The organism is Serratia sp. JSRIV006, assembly GCF_019968685.1.
GTDB classification, from domain to species: domain Bacteria; phylum Pseudomonadota; class Gammaproteobacteria; order Enterobacterales; family Enterobacteriaceae; genus Chania; species Chania fonticola_B.
This window is the reverse complement of record NZ_CP074137.1, coordinates 4,798,727-4,814,220: the sequence shown is the minus strand read 5'-3', so window position 1 is coordinate 4,814,220 and position 15,494 is coordinate 4,798,727. Positions and strand designations below refer to the sequence as shown.

At 47.1% G+C, this 15,494-nt stretch carries 17 protein-coding genes; 15 read left to right on the top strand and 2 right to left on the bottom strand.

What is annotated here, in order from left to right; all coding sequences use genetic code 11:
* The first annotated feature begins 77 nt into the window (after window positions 1-77).
* The 6 genes from KGP16_RS22260 (at window position 78) to KGP16_RS22235 (ending at window position 4,289) form a co-directional block, all read left to right on the top strand.
* A complete protein-coding gene (locus KGP16_RS22260) occupies window positions 78-632 on the top strand; it encodes a fimbrial protein (RefSeq protein WP_223500364.1) in 555 nt (184 codons plus the stop codon).
* A 69-nt stretch (window positions 633-701) separates the two neighbouring features.
* Complete coding sequence (locus KGP16_RS22255) at window positions 702-1,253, top strand: fimbrial protein (protein ID WP_223500363.1); 552 nt, start codon at window positions 702-704, stop codon at window positions 1,251-1,253.
* A 10-nt stretch (window positions 1,254-1,263) separates the two neighbouring features.
* A complete protein-coding gene (locus tag KGP16_RS22250) occupies window positions 1,264-1,482 on the top strand; it encodes a hypothetical protein (RefSeq protein WP_223500362.1) in 219 nt (72 codons plus the stop codon).
* A gap of 2 nt (window positions 1,483-1,484) precedes the next feature.
* Complete coding sequence (locus KGP16_RS22245; protein WP_245398411.1) at window positions 1,485-1,883, top strand: fimbrial protein; 399 nt, start codon at window positions 1,485-1,487, stop codon at window positions 1,881-1,883.
* A gap of 162 nt (window positions 1,884-2,045) precedes the next feature.
* Window positions 2,046-3,083: a fimbrial protein gene (locus KGP16_RS22240; protein ID WP_223500360.1), complete on the top strand. Its 1,038-nt coding sequence runs from the start codon at window positions 2,046-2,048 to the stop codon at window positions 3,081-3,083.
* Between the two features lie 243 nt (window positions 3,084-3,326).
* Entirely contained in the window at window positions 3,327-4,289 is a 963-nt protein-coding gene (locus KGP16_RS22235; protein WP_223500358.1) for a fimbrial protein, read from the top strand.
* A 215-nt stretch (window positions 4,290-4,504) separates the two neighbouring features.
* On the opposite strand, the gene KGP16_RS22230 is transcribed toward KGP16_RS22235, so the two are convergent.
* Together KGP16_RS22230 and KGP16_RS22225 are read right to left on the bottom strand one after the other, a co-directional pair.
* A protein-coding gene (locus KGP16_RS22230; protein ID WP_223500356.1) for an IS3 family transposase occupies window positions 4,505-5,613 on the bottom strand; the annotation gives its coding sequence in 2 pieces (ribosomal slippage) (window positions 4,505-5,364 and window positions 5,364-5,613; 1,110 coding nt in all).
* Between the two features lie 116 nt (window positions 5,614-5,729).
* On the bottom strand, window positions 5,730-6,620 hold the full coding sequence (locus KGP16_RS22225; protein WP_223500354.1) for a helix-turn-helix domain-containing protein: 891 nt from the start codon (window positions 6,618-6,620) through the stop codon (window positions 5,730-5,732).
* A gap of 545 nt (window positions 6,621-7,165) precedes the next feature.
* Here KGP16_RS22225 and tssB point away from each other — a divergent pair.
* From tssB to KGP16_RS22180, 9 genes are read left to right on the top strand one after another with little or no spacing between them, the layout of a single operon-like run.
* Window positions 7,166-7,651, top strand: coding sequence for a type VI secretion system contractile sheath small subunit (gene tssB, locus KGP16_RS22220; RefSeq protein WP_021806331.1), 486 nt, complete (start codon window positions 7,166-7,168; stop codon window positions 7,649-7,651).
* Window positions 7,651-9,132, top strand: a complete 1,482-nt coding sequence (gene tssC, locus KGP16_RS22215; RefSeq protein ID WP_223500353.1) for a type VI secretion system contractile sheath large subunit — start codon at window positions 7,651-7,653, stop codon at window positions 9,130-9,132. The genes tssB and tssC overlap by 1 nt, the downstream gene beginning before the upstream one ends.
* Window positions 9,133-9,158: 26 nt before the next feature.
* Entirely contained in the window at window positions 9,159-9,641 is a 483-nt protein-coding gene (locus tag KGP16_RS22210; protein WP_021806329.1) for a hypothetical protein, read from the top strand.
* A gap of 43 nt (window positions 9,642-9,684) precedes the next feature.
* Window positions 9,685-10,095 (top strand): GPW/gp25 family protein, encoded by a 411-nt coding sequence (locus tag KGP16_RS22205; protein ID WP_223500352.1) that lies wholly within the window; start codon window positions 9,685-9,687, stop codon window positions 10,093-10,095.
* Window positions 10,092-11,888, top strand: coding sequence for a type VI secretion system baseplate subunit TssF (gene tssF / locus KGP16_RS22200; RefSeq protein WP_223500351.1), 1,797 nt, complete (start codon window positions 10,092-10,094; stop codon window positions 11,886-11,888). The genes KGP16_RS22205 and tssF overlap by 4 nt, the downstream gene beginning before the upstream one ends.
* Window positions 11,879-12,814 carry a type VI secretion system baseplate subunit TssG gene (gene tssG / locus KGP16_RS22195; protein WP_223498381.1) on the top strand — a complete coding sequence of 312 codons (936 nt, stop codon included), beginning with the start codon at window positions 11,879-11,881 and terminating at the stop codon, window positions 12,812-12,814. The genes tssF and tssG overlap by 10 nt, the downstream gene beginning before the upstream one ends.
* 3 nt (window positions 12,815-12,817) lie before the next feature.
* Window positions 12,818-14,716 (top strand): type VI secretion system Vgr family protein, encoded by a 1,899-nt coding sequence (locus KGP16_RS22190; protein WP_223498380.1) that lies wholly within the window; start codon window positions 12,818-12,820, stop codon window positions 14,714-14,716.
* A gap of 9 nt (window positions 14,717-14,725) precedes the next feature.
* The gene (locus tag KGP16_RS22185; RefSeq protein WP_223498379.1) at window positions 14,726-15,193 is read left to right on the top strand and encodes a hypothetical protein; all 468 of its coding nucleotides are present in this window, start codon (window positions 14,726-14,728) and stop codon (window positions 15,191-15,193) included.
* Complete coding sequence (locus KGP16_RS22180; RefSeq protein WP_200863884.1) at window positions 15,193-15,492, top strand: PAAR domain-containing protein; 300 nt, start codon at window positions 15,193-15,195, stop codon at window positions 15,490-15,492. The genes KGP16_RS22185 and KGP16_RS22180 overlap by 1 nt, the downstream gene beginning before the upstream one ends.
* Window positions 15,493-15,494 lie beyond the last annotated feature (2 nt).

The window sequence follows — 15,494 nt, the reverse complement described above, 5'->3', positions numbered from 1 at the left end:
TATGTGAGAGTTTTGGTTGGATGTTAAATTCGGTATGTTCTTAATTTTATTGTTTTAATCAATGTTATGGTGAAAAAATGCAACTGAACAAAATCATGATGGCAGCTGTACTGAGTCTGTCTGCCGTTTCTGTCGCCCATGCCAACCAGGGGCAAGGTGACATCCTGTTCACTGGCTCCATTGTTGATGCGCCTTGCTCGATAGCAGCGGACTCCATCGACCAGACTGTTTCGCTAGGGGCTATTTCCAATGCTGCGTTGAGCGCTAACACTAACACCGGTGAATCAACGCCGATGCCGTTTACCATTCAGCTGGAGAACTGCATCGTTACAACTGGCACTACCCCAGCCAGTGCCAGCAAGGTTCAGGTTACGTTCCAGGGGGCCTCATCCGCCTATGACGCAGATAGCCTGGCACTGGTCGGTGGTAATGCGGCTGGCGCTTACATCCTCCTTAAGCAGGCCGACGGAAAAAAGGTAAAGGTTGGTACGGCGACCACCTTGCAGCAGTTTACTGACGGCGCATCTCCGGCTCTGACCTTTACGGCGAGCCTGAAAGGCAATGGTGGTACTGCAGTCATTACGCCGGGTAGTTTTAGCGTCCCCGTCCAATTTCAACTTGCCTACCAGTAAATCTCAATATTTGTTTGACCCGTCCCGTGGCCTGCCGCCACGGGCTATTTCACCAATTGGAGTCAGCTGATGACGTGGATTCAGTGGGGACAGAATCGGGTGGCGCCTTTCCTGTTGATAAGTTTGACCGTCGGTTTCGTGAGTGAGGCCTCCGCCCGTGATGCCGGCCATGGGCGTGTCAGCATGAAAGGGGCTATCGTCGAGCGCCCCTGCGCCATTGATGTGGGGGATCGTGACCAGACGCTGGTAATGGACACAATTCCTGTTAGCCAGATTGTGCGTGACGGGCGAGGCCCTCAGAAGGCCTTTTCCATTCGTCTGGTGGATTGTGTGCTGTCACGGCTTGACCCACATAAACCCGACTGGCAGGGCTTTACCGTGACCTTTGACGGGGAAGGTGACTGGGGGCATTTTGCGGTGTCCGGTGAGGCGAAGGGGGTTGCGGTGGCAATAGCCGACGAGGTGGGCAACCAGGCCCAGCCGGGGCGGATGATGCCCCCGGCCGCTATCATCCCCAGCGAGATGCTCTTGCGTTATACCGTGAATCTGGTTGGCAATCGGGAAACGTTACGTGCTGGGGACTACCACTCGGCAATACGTTTCAGAATGGATTATTACTAAGAGTTTCTCTATGGTGCATTTTTTTCCCCGTACCCTTTCTGCCATGCTTTGTCAAGCGGGGCTCGGCTCCACCCTATTGCTGGGGTCGGTGGTGTTCGCCCATGCCGATGATATTCAGTTCAACAGCGACATCCTGGATTTGAAGGACCGCAGCAATATTGACCTGAGCCAGTTCGCGCAAAAAGGCTTTATGCGCCGTGCAAAATCCGGGCAGGTGATGAAGATCTGACAGTGGATTTTGGTACCTTGGTGGACAAGTATCTGTATACCAATACACGGACGCTGGGCAAGACGTTCTCGCTGCACCTGGAGGACTGTGATACCAGTGCGTCGAGCTGGGTTAAGCTGACGTTCAATGGGACGGAAAACGCAAATCTACCGGGTTTGTTGGCGGTTGATACTGGAAGTGGTGCGAGCGGGATTGGTGTGGGGATAGAGACGGCGGGTGCGAGTGCGGTGCAGTTGCCCCTCAATGTGCAGGGGCCAGAAAACCTGCTGTCGACTGTGAGTACGACGACGGTGCTGAACTTTAAGGCCTATGTGCAGGGTGAACCGCAGGCACTAGCGAACAAGACGATAGGGCGCGGGGCATTCAGTGCGACGGCGACCTTTGTGCTCGAGTATGAGTAGCGGCTGAAGCAAGCAACGTGGTGATTTATTCCCGTTGAGGGTAAAGGCTAGATATCCAGTATAAATAACAGGGAATACCCGTTACGGATGGCTAGCCCAAAGGCAAATAAGCCAATGTCATTACGATTATTATTCCGTTTATCAAATGGTTAAAAAAGAATTATGCGTACGCTAACTCTCGTGGAAACCTTATGCACGGCTGCCATCCTTGGTTGTGCTTATCCAGCACAGGCATTCATTTGTAAAACACCTTCTATGCCAAGTTGGCTGTTTCTTAACAGTGGTGGGACCATAGACGCTCTTGTGGATATTGTTCCTGGTAGTGATGGCAACTCGGTAACATACGGGCCTATCGAACTTTCTTGCAGGTATGGATACGATCTCCCAATTTCAGGAAGGCGTTGCACCAATGACTTGGACAACGATATGTATGTGGATCCTAATGGACTAACGATTCCATTTGTGAATTCCGTTTCGGGTCTCAAAGGGGGATTGCTGCTGAATGGTACAAAAATACCTATTCCAATACCATCGACCACCAAGATTTTAAGTGCTCCTTGTTATGTACCCGTCGGTGGCTCCAAACCCGGGGCAGATACAACAGGTCCGGCAGTGACCCCCAATATGACTTTCTACATCGAGAGGTCTGCGAGGCCTGTTTCGCTTCAGATTAATAGTGGGGATATTATCGGTAGATTCAGCACAAAGACATATGTTGCCGAAGGTGGAACTTTATCTAGTCCCTCCCCCCTGACTCTAAACCTTATTGCAAGAAATTCGATAAACCTTTGGCCCAACACCTGCACCATCAATGGTGGTGGTCCCCTAGATATCGATTTCGGCAGCGTGATTGATTCCAAAATTTCCACCGTTCCTACAGCCCTCGGTCAATACACAAAACCGATAACATTTACCTATAGTTGCTCTGATCAAACGGTGACACAGGCCATTGGCATTACTCTGCAGGCCCCAGATACTGCGTCGTTCAATAACAATTTAATCGGTACTAGCAACGGCGCACTGGGAATTGCCCTGGTCAAGGGGACCAGTGTTGTACCGGTGAACAGCACGTACAACTCGCAAATGGTGAATGGTTCCGGGAGTGATAATATCACCTTCAATCTGGTGAGAAGCTCAGGACAGTTGCCCGCGACAGGGGATTTTAATGCTTCAGCCGTCCTGCAAATCGGCCTGCCTTGATTTATTACAAACCAGTGATGATATGAATACCCGCCTATGTTAACAGCCAAAAGTGCGTTGAGTAAAAAATATTTTCAAAGTAATTGATGTAGGTGACGGCAGCTTTTGTTCTGGAGTGGGAATCGGACTGAAATAAAGGGTGACTTTAATCGCTGCTCAGCATGTGTGAGTGGTTTGAAGGCACGGTGATTAAATTATGTAATTATCATAAGATACAGGCGATTATTAGAGGCTCAGTAAAGTATGAAGTGTTTTATTAAATTAATGATGTTTTTTGCTTTAAGTATACAGCCAATGTTAGCATGGGCAATGGAGTGTCGAGTTAATGAGGGGCAGATTTTTCGTGTCGGAACTAATAACACTACGAATGCGAGTGTGCAGTTAAATCCAAATTTTGGTAATGTATACAGTTATGGCGATCTTAAGCTGCAGTGCAGGTATGAAATCGGTAGTATAACAAATAGAGCGGATTTCATTTATACCAGCGCTGATGCTTTTTCTTTACCTTTTTCGCAGGGAATAAAAGGAGGGCTTTTCATCAATGGAGCTCAAATAGACATGCCTGTTTCTGGGGATATTTTCGTAGTGAAATTAAACGATGATGGAAACTGGTATAATGTTAATGTAACACCTTTTATAAAGCCCGCAGAATATCCGTTATCACTAAACATTGGCAATAACACAAATATTGGTACATTGAAGCTTTATCAGAGGTCAGGCTTGAGTAATGGGCAGCAAGACCCTAATAGAAATCCTTTAACTATTAATCTTATATCCAGCACTAATATTACTCTATGGCCCAACACCTGCACCATCAATGGTGGTGGTCCCCTAGATATCGATTTCGGCAGCGTGATTGATTCCAAAATTTCCACCGTTCCTACAGCCCTCGGTCAATACACAAAACCGATAACATTTACCTATAGTTGCTCTGATCAAACGGTGACACAGGTCATTGGCATTACTTTGCAGGCCCCAGATACTGCGTCGTTCAATAACAATTTAATCGGTACTAGCAACGGCGCACTGGGAATTGCCCTGGTCAAGGGGACCAGTGTTGTACCGGTGAACAGCACGTACAACTCGCAAATGGTGAATGGTTCCGGGAGTGATCATATCACCTTCAATCTGGTGAGAAGCTTAGGACAGTTGCCCGCGACAGGGGATTTTAATGCTTCAGCCGTCCTGCAAATCGGGCTGCCTTGATTTATAGCGCAGGGCTCGTGGAGCTTAACTATTTAGTAACATTATCACCGGGGGTGAATAAGTCATCTCTAAACCTGGTAATCAGGTCATGACACTGGAGGAGAGATGCAGAATACAGTAGGCAATAATGTTACATAAATGCTTAACTCTCTTGACCAAAGTTGCCACATAGCGTTTTAGAGCCGAGAGCTGCGGCATTGTAGTCCCTCCAGTTTTTAGTACCACCGCCAATGAGGATCTCCGTTCAGTTTTTGCCTCGCATAGATTACTGGTGGCACATTGCCAAGTGAGCTATGCGGGCGTTCCTCGTTATATTCTGTACGCCAGTTTTCTGTTAACTCTCGCACTTCCGAAAGCGTTCGGAACAGATACATATCAAGTATCTCTGTTCGCAATGTTTTGTTAAATCGCTCGATAAATCCGTTCTGCATCGGTTTGCCTGGCTGAATAAAATCAAGTATCACTCCGTGGCATTCTGCCCATTCGGCTAACGCTGCTGCTGTGAGTTCTGGCCCGTTATCACTTCGTATAAAAGCGGGGTAACCTCTTTCTGCACTGAGTCGTTCCAATATACGAACAACACGATGAGCCGGTATATTCAAGTCAGCTTCTATGGCCAGCGCTTCTCGATTAAAATCATCGACTACGTTGAATAATCTAAACCGCCGCCCGTCCAGCAACGCATCACTCATAAAATCAACCGACCAGCAGTGGTTCATTTTAAGCGGAGTAACCAAAGGCTGTGGATGCCGGTTAGGTAAGCGTTTTTTTCCTTTGCGCCTGAGGTTGAGTTTTAACAGGCGATAGAGTCGATAAACCCGTTTTGCATTCCATGACCGTCCTGCCTGGCGTAACTTATTGAACATCAGGCCGAAGCCATAGGCCGGATATTGATGTGCCAATTTTTGTAATGCCTCGATCACCGGCATATCCCGTGCCGTGTTCGGGCAGTAATGCAACAGGCTTCGACTCATCCCCATAATTCGGCACCCGCGTCGTTCGCTGGTCTGATGTTCCTTCATGACGTAACGCACCAGCTCACGCTTTTCAGGCACCGTTAAAGTTTTTTTGCTACAACATCCTTAAGAATTTCATGGTCTAAGCTCAGGGATGCATACATCTGTTTTAGCCGCCGATTTTCCTCTTCCAGCTCTTTCATGCGTTTGATATCAGAGGATTCCATACCGCCATATTTGGATTTCCAGTTGTAGTAGCTGGCTTCCGATACACCGTTTTCGCGGCACACATCCTTCACATGCCGGCCACCTTCAACTTCTTTCAGTACTCGCAGGATCTGGGTTTCAGTGAAACGCGCTTTCTTCATGATGAGCCTCCGTTGGTTGCGTTTTAACCAGAGAACTCCATTAAACTGTAAGACTAAATTCAGGGGGCACTACAGAATCATGGTCAGCATTCTCAATACACGTAATGGAGGGCTGTTTATACAGGCAACGATGACTTTGAAATGTGCTGGTTATGAATGATCGGAATCAGATACTCGTATTCCAAATGTAATATTTTATCGCTGTCGAATGAATAATGAAACTGTGTTAGATCGTATCCTTCACGGCGCACCAAGTTAAATAGAGGGAAGAGTTTAGTATAAATACTGACGATTTGTTCATGTAAATCGACGGGTTTTCCCGAATAACGGAATCGGCAAAACTTCCCACTGATTTCCGGGAGTTCACGTAGAATATGCCCATTTGCGTACTTTCTATCGATAGCGACAATATAGTCAACCTTGACTTGTTCACCGGCAGGTATAAAACGAGTCAATGCATAAGTTTTTTCAGGGCGCAGTTTAAATTGGTTATAAAATCGTTCTTTTATTTTATCACCAATATCAGCATGTGAGTTATCTAGCTTCTCAACAGGTAAATGGTAAGAATAATATTGTCCCGATAGTGAGTACTCTTCTGGGGCGATATTCACATAATCAATCGAAATGTCTTTAGGAGGAACCAATGACAGAAGAGGTTCTAGGTGATTGAAGTGATATTGCCGCGCATTACGATAAGCACCGGGAGTTTCGCCAAAATGTTTTTTGAAGCAACGTGCAAACGTTTGTTGTGTGTCAAACTGGTATTCTAACGCAATTTTCAGGATGCTTTTCTGTGTGTAGCGTAAGGAGAGGGCCGCAAGATAGAGACGGCGAGCTCGGATGTATGCGGCTATAGAACGATGAGTTTGTTGGCGGAACATGCGTTGTAAATGCCACTTTGAATAGCCGGATCTTTCAGTAATGATATCCAAAGAAAGTGGGTTACAAAGGTTTTTGTCGATCCATACCAATAACTCCGAAATATGTTTTTCCTGCGCCAGCATCATTTATTCTCAATTCATTACTCATTTATCTGACAGGAAGTTACTCTGCCAGTATGTCTCTGTCGGTTTGTTTCGCACAATAAATTAGAGGTGAAAGGAGAAGGGATTCACCATTTCTTAATTGAAACACTTATTAATATCAAATTTTTATCCATAATTATTAAACAAATGTATAGGCAGCAATGCTATTAGCTCTGGGAGATAGTACAACAACACAAAAAAATAATCAACCACGCTTGATTATTTTTTTGTGTTGTTGTAAAGTGGCTGACATATTCAGTGTTTCGTACCATTACAATCGACAAGATTTGCATGAGGTGTTTTTTGTCAACTAAATTTACAGCCATTTCTCCATGTTTACATCGCTTGACAGTCTGTGGTGACCCAAGTACTGCAAAATTGATCTTCTCGTGAGTATTTTAATCAACTCAACCTTTTGATCTTTAATCGCTAATTGTAAACATAGAGGTCGTCAGCCGTTGAGGTTTGACGAAGTCATTGGCAATAGCGTCGACATTTCAACCTGTCACTTATTTGTAGAACCACATATGAGCAGCACACAGCACAAATTAAATAAAGATAAGTCCCCTCGGGTACAGATTACATACGACGTAGAAATAGGCGATGAACAAAAGATTAAAGAGTTACCTTTGGTGATCGGTGTACTCGGTGATTTTACGCAGCCTGACAATACGTTGCGTGAACGTAAGTTCCTTAATATCAATAAGGATAATTTCAGCGAGATCATGTCGTCAATGAGGCCAGAGGGTGAGTTTCTTGTCGACAGCGTGTTGCCGGGCAAAGAGGGGAAACTGTCGGTTTCTCTGGTCTTTAACCATATTGACGATTTCTCGCCAGATCATATTGCTGGGCAAATTGAGCCACTACGAAAACTTGTCGAGCTGCGGGAGATTTTGTGCGATCTACGTAACCGTGCAGCTGGTAATGAAATGTTGAAAGAACATCTGCTCACGTTGCTACAGCAACCCAAGCTTATCTCATCAGTATCAAGTCAAACAAAGGATGGTGAGTGATGGCTATCGAATCCAAATTGTTCCAGGGCATGCCTGCTGTGGTTAACGAGGGTTATTTGAACCAAGTCATTGATAACACTCAGGCGATCCGGCGAGAATCTGATCGGTATCGTATGCAAACGCAGCTCCGTCATTTCCTGACGGAAGTCGTTTCTGGTGCAATTGTGGTTTCTAGTGATCTTATTGGGAGTATTGAAGGTCGCATTGCTGCAATTGATGAACTTCTGTCCAGACAAATCAGTCTCATCATTCATGCACCGGAGTTTCAGCGTAAAGAGTCATCCTGGCGCGGGCTGCATAAACTCGTACAGGCAAGCGCTACCGAGAATACTCAGATTCGATTGTTGCAATGTACCAAGCGTGATTTAAGCAAAGATTTTAAGTCCGCTTCTGATTTTGACCAATCGACCTTGTTTAAATGTGTGTATGAAAGTGAATATGGCACATTTGGTGGCGTGCCTTTTGCTGCATTTATCGGCGATTTTCAATTCGATAATACCCCCCAGGATATTGAGCTGCTGGAGCACATTTCCCATGTTGCTGCTGCGGCGCATGCCCCTTTTCTGAGCGCTATTGCGCCCGGAATGCTGTCGATGAACAATTTCTCTGAAATGCAGGCACCACGCAATCTGGCAAAGCTTTTCGAAACCAGTGATTACGCCCGCTGGCGTTCTTTTCGGCAAAAAGAGGATAGCCGTTACATCGGCTTGACACTTCCCCAAGTCCTCGGGCGGATGCCTTACGGGGCAAGAACAGTGAGTGTCGACACCTTCAATTTTACTGAGTACCTGCGTGAAGATGCGGTGGGTTCTGACTACCTGTGGGTTAACTCTGCCTATGAATTGGCGGGGCGTATCGTACAATCCTTTGAAGAGTACGGCTGGTGTGCCTCTATTCGAGGCGTGGAGGGGGGAGGGCTGGTTGACGCGCTGCCGGCGTACCATTACATCGCGGAAAACGGCGAGCGTTTGATGCAGTGCCCAACACAAATCGCCATCTCTGACCGCAGAGAGAAAGAGTTATCTGACCTTGGTTTCATTCCTTTGGTGCATTGTAAAGGGACGGATTATGCAGCGTTCTTTGCGGTGCAATCGGTCAACAAACCGCGTGAATATAATTCTGAACAGGCAAATATCAACGCCCATCTTTCTACACAGCTACAATATATTCTGGCGACATCGCGTTTTGCTCATTACCTGAAATCTATCGTGCGGGACAAAGTAGGCAGTTTTATGTCGCGTAATGAATGTGAGGAGTATTTGCAGAAATGGCTCATGCAGTACGTTGTCGCTTCAGATAATGCAGGACCGGAAACCAAAGCCCGACATCCGTTACGCGAGGCCAGTGTTGAAGTTGTTGAAGTACCAGGGTTTCCTGGTACTTACCGTGCCATTGCTTATCTAAAACCCCACTTCCAGCTTGAAGGTTTAAGTATGTCTTTGCGATTAGTCGCAAACTTACCTGCAACAGTCAGTATTTAACATCATTAATGTATTGGATATTCATAATGGCAAAGTTGAAAGACTGTCAGTTTATTGAAATTAAAATTGACAATAAAGTGGTCTCTGGTTCTTCTGAAGAAAAAAAATACAAGAACTGGATGGAGGCTTATTCTCCGGAAGGGCTTTCCACCTATTCGGGTAAAGATGGTGCCCACTTTGAATCTGTCCATGCTTCTATTCTGGTGACAAAGGATAGCAGCAACTTGTATGAAAAATACTTACAACGTGGCTATAAAAAAATCACAATAACCATTGTTCATCGTGGTTCAGATCATTTTGATCAGGATTATGAAATACAACGTACAGTTTATAATGACTGTAATATTAATTACATACGCTTTGAAATGCGTGAAAAACTCTTTATGAACATTGCTTTCGATTTTGAGGGGATGGTTGAGGTGACCTTTAACGTGCCTAATGCGATGGATACCAGTCTGGATAAAATCGGCCCAATTAAATATGACATTCCAGAAAAATCCCTTAAATAATAACGTGAATGCAGTGCAGATCCATTTTTTTTGAGAGTGTAAAATGCCGTCACTATTGCTTCGCCTGAGCGATAACAACCCGGATAGGGAGGAGGACTCGTTCCTTGAGGAAAATAACCATTGGTTGTTAAATGAACTGGGGATGCTTTTTTCTTCATGCTCACGCTTAGCGTTTCTTGAGGATATTTCTTTGGTTAACTGTTCTGTCTTAAATTATGGCATTAACGCCTCTGTGACGCAGTTGACTGAATTTGAACAACAGAAACGGGTTATTGAGCAGAGAATAAAAAATGTATTACATCGCTTTGAACCCAGGCTTACTCATGTTGCGGTCAAGGCAGGTTCTCGTCAGGCGGCCAAGGTTATGTTTGACATACAGGCGCAGTATCGGGAAGAACCCATGTTGTTTCAACTGGTATGGGATGAGTGTGCCAGTAGGATTTCACTCGTATGAATAAGCTGCTCTCGTACTACCAGAAGGAGCTGGTTTTTTTGAAGCAGCATGGCAAAGTCTTTGCCCAGCGTTTCCCTAAAATTGCCAGACGGTTAGGCATGGTTGACGGAGGATCGGAAGATCCTCATGTTGAAAGGCTCATCGAATCTTTTGCCTTATTAACCGCGCGGATCCACCAACGATTAGATGACGATATGCCTGAAGTGGCTCAAGCGCTTCTCACTACACTGGCTCCTCAGTTTCTCAGGCCTATCCCGTCTACGTGTATTGTGGCTGTTGAGCCAGATCGGTTGAAAAGTGGCATAACTGAAAAGACGACGATTCCCGCTGGAACGTCGCTGTTTTCACGTCACATTAGCGAGGCAGTCTGCCAGTTTCAAACCGTTTACGCCGTAACGCTACAACCTCTTGCGATCAACAATGCACGGTTTTTTTTCGATAAAAACAGCTTGAATTGGTGTCTGCATCTGCGATTTGATGTTTGGTCTGGAGCCACTGTCAATGGGGACAATCTACGCGTATTTCTACATGGCCCCAGTAATGCCGTGAATATGATCTATACCCTGCTCTGTTCAGCCATAAAAACGCTGAGCCTGCATTATGGTGAGCAGCATTATTCTCTCAAACCCAATGCGGTGAATCCGGTGGGATTTCAGGCTCAAGAAGGCGTGTTGGCCAAAGACCCACGAATAGCATCTATTTACGCCTTGCTACAGGAGTATTTCTGTTTCCCACAAAAGTTTCATTTTTTGGATTTACAGCTACCCAAACAGTTCAGGGCTTCGGCCAATACGACGTTTGAACTGGACGTCGTGTTCAACCGCACTCATCTGGCGCCTCATCTGGAAAAGCTGGCTGGACTCATTGATGAGAACTTCTTCAGACTGCACTGTACGCCAGCGGTGAACCTGTTTGCACAATGTGCTGAGCCTATCATGCTTAATGAAGGTACGGCAGAATACCCGGTGATCCCGGATATTCGCAGGCAGGATCAGATTGATATCTGGGCCATCAACGATGTGATTGCTCAAACTAAGCAGCATGACAATATCGTCATGCGCCCAATACTTCCGTTGTTTGGTATCCAGCATACGCGCCAGGCGGAGGGCTCCGGTATTTACTGGCAAAGTTTTCAGCGTCAAACCGTGACAGCGAACGGAACGGATAACAAGGTGTTTATTGCTTTTGCCAATACCACCGCCGAAGTTGTTACATCAGATGCAGATATCGTTACGATCAGCCTTTCATGCACCAATCACTCACTCCCTAGCCAGATGAAAAATGGCCACCCAGAAGGCGATTTTGACGCAGATATGCCACTTGCCGGGATAAAAATCCTCGCGTTGAACCGGCCAACCCGTCCCATTATGCCGCCTGCTAGCAATGCGGTGCAGTGGCGCCTGATTTCACAACTCTCAATCAATCATATGTCACTTGGCAGCACGGATGGGGCGAATATTTTACGCGAAACTTTAATGCTCTATAACGTCCAGGAGCTTCCGCAGATCACCCGTATGATTGACATGCTGCTGCGCATTGAGGTACAGCCGGTGACTGCGCGCCTGAATGGCAATGATCCGCATTCGCTGGCTAGGGGCATCGAACTGACACTTGTTTTCCATCAGGACATGCTCCACGAGCCGGAATATTATCTACTGTGCTGTTTTCTAGACCATTTCCTCGGCCTCTACGCGCCCGTCAACAGCTTCAGTCGCGTGACCACTATCATCGAAAATGAGCCGTATACTCGCCACACTTATCCGATCCGGGTAGGGAGACTATCGTGGATTTAACGCGCATCACCAGCAAATTCAGTTTCTATCAGCAGATCAGAGTGTTGCTGCGCAAACTGCGTGATGGCAAAACGCCCATGCTTGAGATTCTGGACAGGAAGTTGTCGCTGACATCGACGCTTTCACTGAAAAAAACCGACGGCCAGGTGGCGAGTATCGCACGTCAATTATCGGAGGAGCGACTCTGCGTCACCTTGTGGCAACATGGACTGACGGGGGGGCAGGGGGCGTTACCAACGGCCTACACTGAGTGGATGATAGAGCGCCATTACCGCTATGGTGACGACAGTGCCAAAGCCTTTCTGAATATGTTTGATCATAGACTTTATTGTCTCGATTACCTGGCATGGCAAAAGAACCATTTCTATGCGCAGGCCGAATTTGAGGCCAGGCCCCTTGTGCAACAGATTGCACAGGCTTGTACGGGGCCACTGACGACAGCATCAGAACGATACACGCACCTTTTTTCCTCACCGGTAAGGACCGTCGTTAACCTGGAGGCTTGGCTCGGTCATTACTTCAACGTCCCTGTGCAAATTCGCCCATTTGCCGGCAAATGGTTACCGCTCAGTGAAATAGAGCGCTGTCGTTTAGGCCACGTGGATCAGAAACTGGAAAACGCTCCAATGATTGGTTCTGTGCGTTGGGATATCCAGTCTCATTTCAACGTGATATTAGGGCCAATAGAGCAGACTGCGGCGCAACATTTCGTTCCACAAGGAAAATACTATCAGGAAATCTGGCAACGTATCCGTGAATACGTTGGCCCGGTGCTGGACTTCTCTATTTATCTCGAAATAAGTCATAGCAAAGCGGTTCCTCTTGGCACAGGTCAACTCGGATTCAGTGCCTCCATTAGCCAGAGTGAGGCAATGTCGGTACGTCAGGTTTGTCTGCCGGTTTGTCACTCTTTAATAGGAAACTGAAAGATGAGTGTAAAAACACAATTTAGAGAAATGCAACACTGCCACTTTCTGCACTGGAAAGGTGCCGTTGCTGATGACTTGCTCCTGCTCTCTTTAACGGGTAAGGAGTCAATTTCTGCCCCTTTTCACTACCAGTTGCGCTCTTTGACCGAACTGGATGAAAAAGAAATAGCGGCTCTGCACGGGAAATCCGTGTCCTGCCAAATTGGCACAGAGGGAAATCAATGGCCTCGACGACATGTGCACGGTGTTATCACGCAGATCAATTGTCATCGAGACAGAGATAATCAGAGGCTGTGTACGTTAACGTTGGAACCTGCTTTCGCGCTGTTGCGCCTGGGCAGGTCGATGCGTATCTGGCAGAATATTTCAGTGCCGGATATCGTCAGCTCACTGCTCAGCGAGCATCACATCACCGCAGTAGATATACAATTGCGGAGCATGTACTCGAAGCGCGAATACTGTATGCAGTATCGGGAATCCGACTTCGATTTTATCTGCCGCCTTTTGGAAGAGGAGGGTATTTATTACTTTTTCACACATAGTGAAGCACAACATCAATTGGTTCTAGCTGACCATCCGTCTGGGCACCCCACAAGCTCCTCCACGCTGTGTTGGCATCACCATGGCAAAATACTGACAGCGGGGAATATTGACCGCTGGTCCTCGTGTTCCTCACTTATTCCCGATGCCGTAATGCTGACGGGGTATAACGCGCAACAAGCCGCCCGTATTTCACACAAGTTAACATCCAGGAGCGAATACCCTCGCGCTCATCACGTGACCCGCACAGACATTACGCCGCAGGGTGAACGCGACCAGGTTATTGGCATGACAAAAAAAATTATCGAGGCCTATGAAACCAACACCCGTTTTTTCGAGGCACAGGTAAATGCACATTGGCTCAGTTGCGGAGAAGTCTTCGAATTTACGGAGCACCCGACGGATAATGGCCGTTTTCGTATTCACGAACTGACTATCGATGCTACCAATAATTTTGAGCAAAAGACCAGTCACTGCAACAGCACGATCCACGCATTGCATGACAGTGTCGTTTGGCGGCCGATTTGCACCCATCAGTCAAGAGAGATTGCAGGCGTTTTGACAGCCAGAGTGGTGGGCCCTACCTCCGAAGAGATACACACCGACGAATATGGCCGTATCAAAATCCAATTCCCATGGGATAACGAAAACCAGCATAACCACACCAGCTCTTGTTGGGTCCGCGTCTCCCAGCCTTGGACAGGTAATCGATTTGGTGGGCAATTTTTACCGCGCATTGGCAGTGAGGTACTCGTCAGCTTTATTCAGGGTAATCCTGATTTTCCACTGGTCATTGGCACCGTTTACAACGGTGAGAATAACCCCCCCTTCCCCCTTCCGGGAGAAAAAAATGAGTCTGGGTTCGTATCGCGAAGCTCCAGCAAGGGCGGTATGGAGGAAGGGCATCGTCTGAGCTTTAACGATACGAAAGGCGAAGAGAAACTGACTATGACTGCCCAAAAAGACTTACAGCTGACGGTAAAAAATGACTGGACTAGCCTGGTGAGCCGTAAAGTGATTTGCAAAATCGGCGCCGATCGTGACACCGAGATTGTGGAAGGTAATGAGACTTTAATACTGAAAAAAGGTCATTTGCAGCAGCAGGTGTACGGTAATTACGCCCTCACAACCACGGGCTGCAGCATCAACACCAAAAAAGCCTGTGTTATCGAATCAAATCAATCGATTACGCTGAAAGTGGGTTCTTCCCAGATCGCCCTGACGCCAGTAGGCATCACTCTCAGTGGCAATATCATCAAAATCGACGGGGCTGCAATAACGGAGCTAAAAGGTGCGATGGCCCAGATTATGGGCAAAGGTATGGTGCGGATCCAAGGTGGGATCATCAACATTGGTTAAAGAATGACAATGTCAGAACATCTTATTTACCCCTCTGCCTGGGGCTCTGAAGCGTTACAGCTTGTCAACACTGGGCGGTGGGAACAGGCCCTTCAACTGTGGACAGAGCAGGTTGCCCCAGCCAGGTTATGTGTCTGGTTAGCCGAGATAGTTGCGCTAGAACAAGCGAGTGATGGCCAGTTGCTTGATCAAATACGCCGTTGGCCTGTCCAGAAAAGTGATGCGCTGCGATGGCGGATCTTTCATCTGGCGGAGGCTCAGGGTTTTGATACACCGGCAGGTGCACTTGGTCTTTCGTTGTTTTGGAGCGAGGGGAGTATGAGTCCGGAAGGACTTGAGCCGATTTTTCCCGTCCCTCAGCTTAGTCGGCAGATGTGCCATTGCATGTTACTTATGTGGGTTATTCAAAGCATAGATAACCCAGATGAAGGTGCACGTAATTTGTTAACACAATGGATTAATCAGGAAAATAAATAATGGCACAGCCCGCAGCCCGTATTTCAGATATGCATGTATGTCCCAAGGTATCCCCCGGTTTGCCTCCGATCCCACACATTGGTGGGCCCATCATCGCACCTGGTGTATCAACGGTACTGATTGAGGGACAGCCTGCTGCGACAGTCGGTAGCCTGGCTGTTTGTACCGGCCCTCAAGACAGCATCGTGGCGGGGAGCACAAAGGTGCTCATTGGTAACAAGCCAGCAGCTCGTCTGGGAGATGCTTGTGCCCATGGCGGCATAATTACCACCGGTTCAACTCATGTGCTACTGGGATAAAC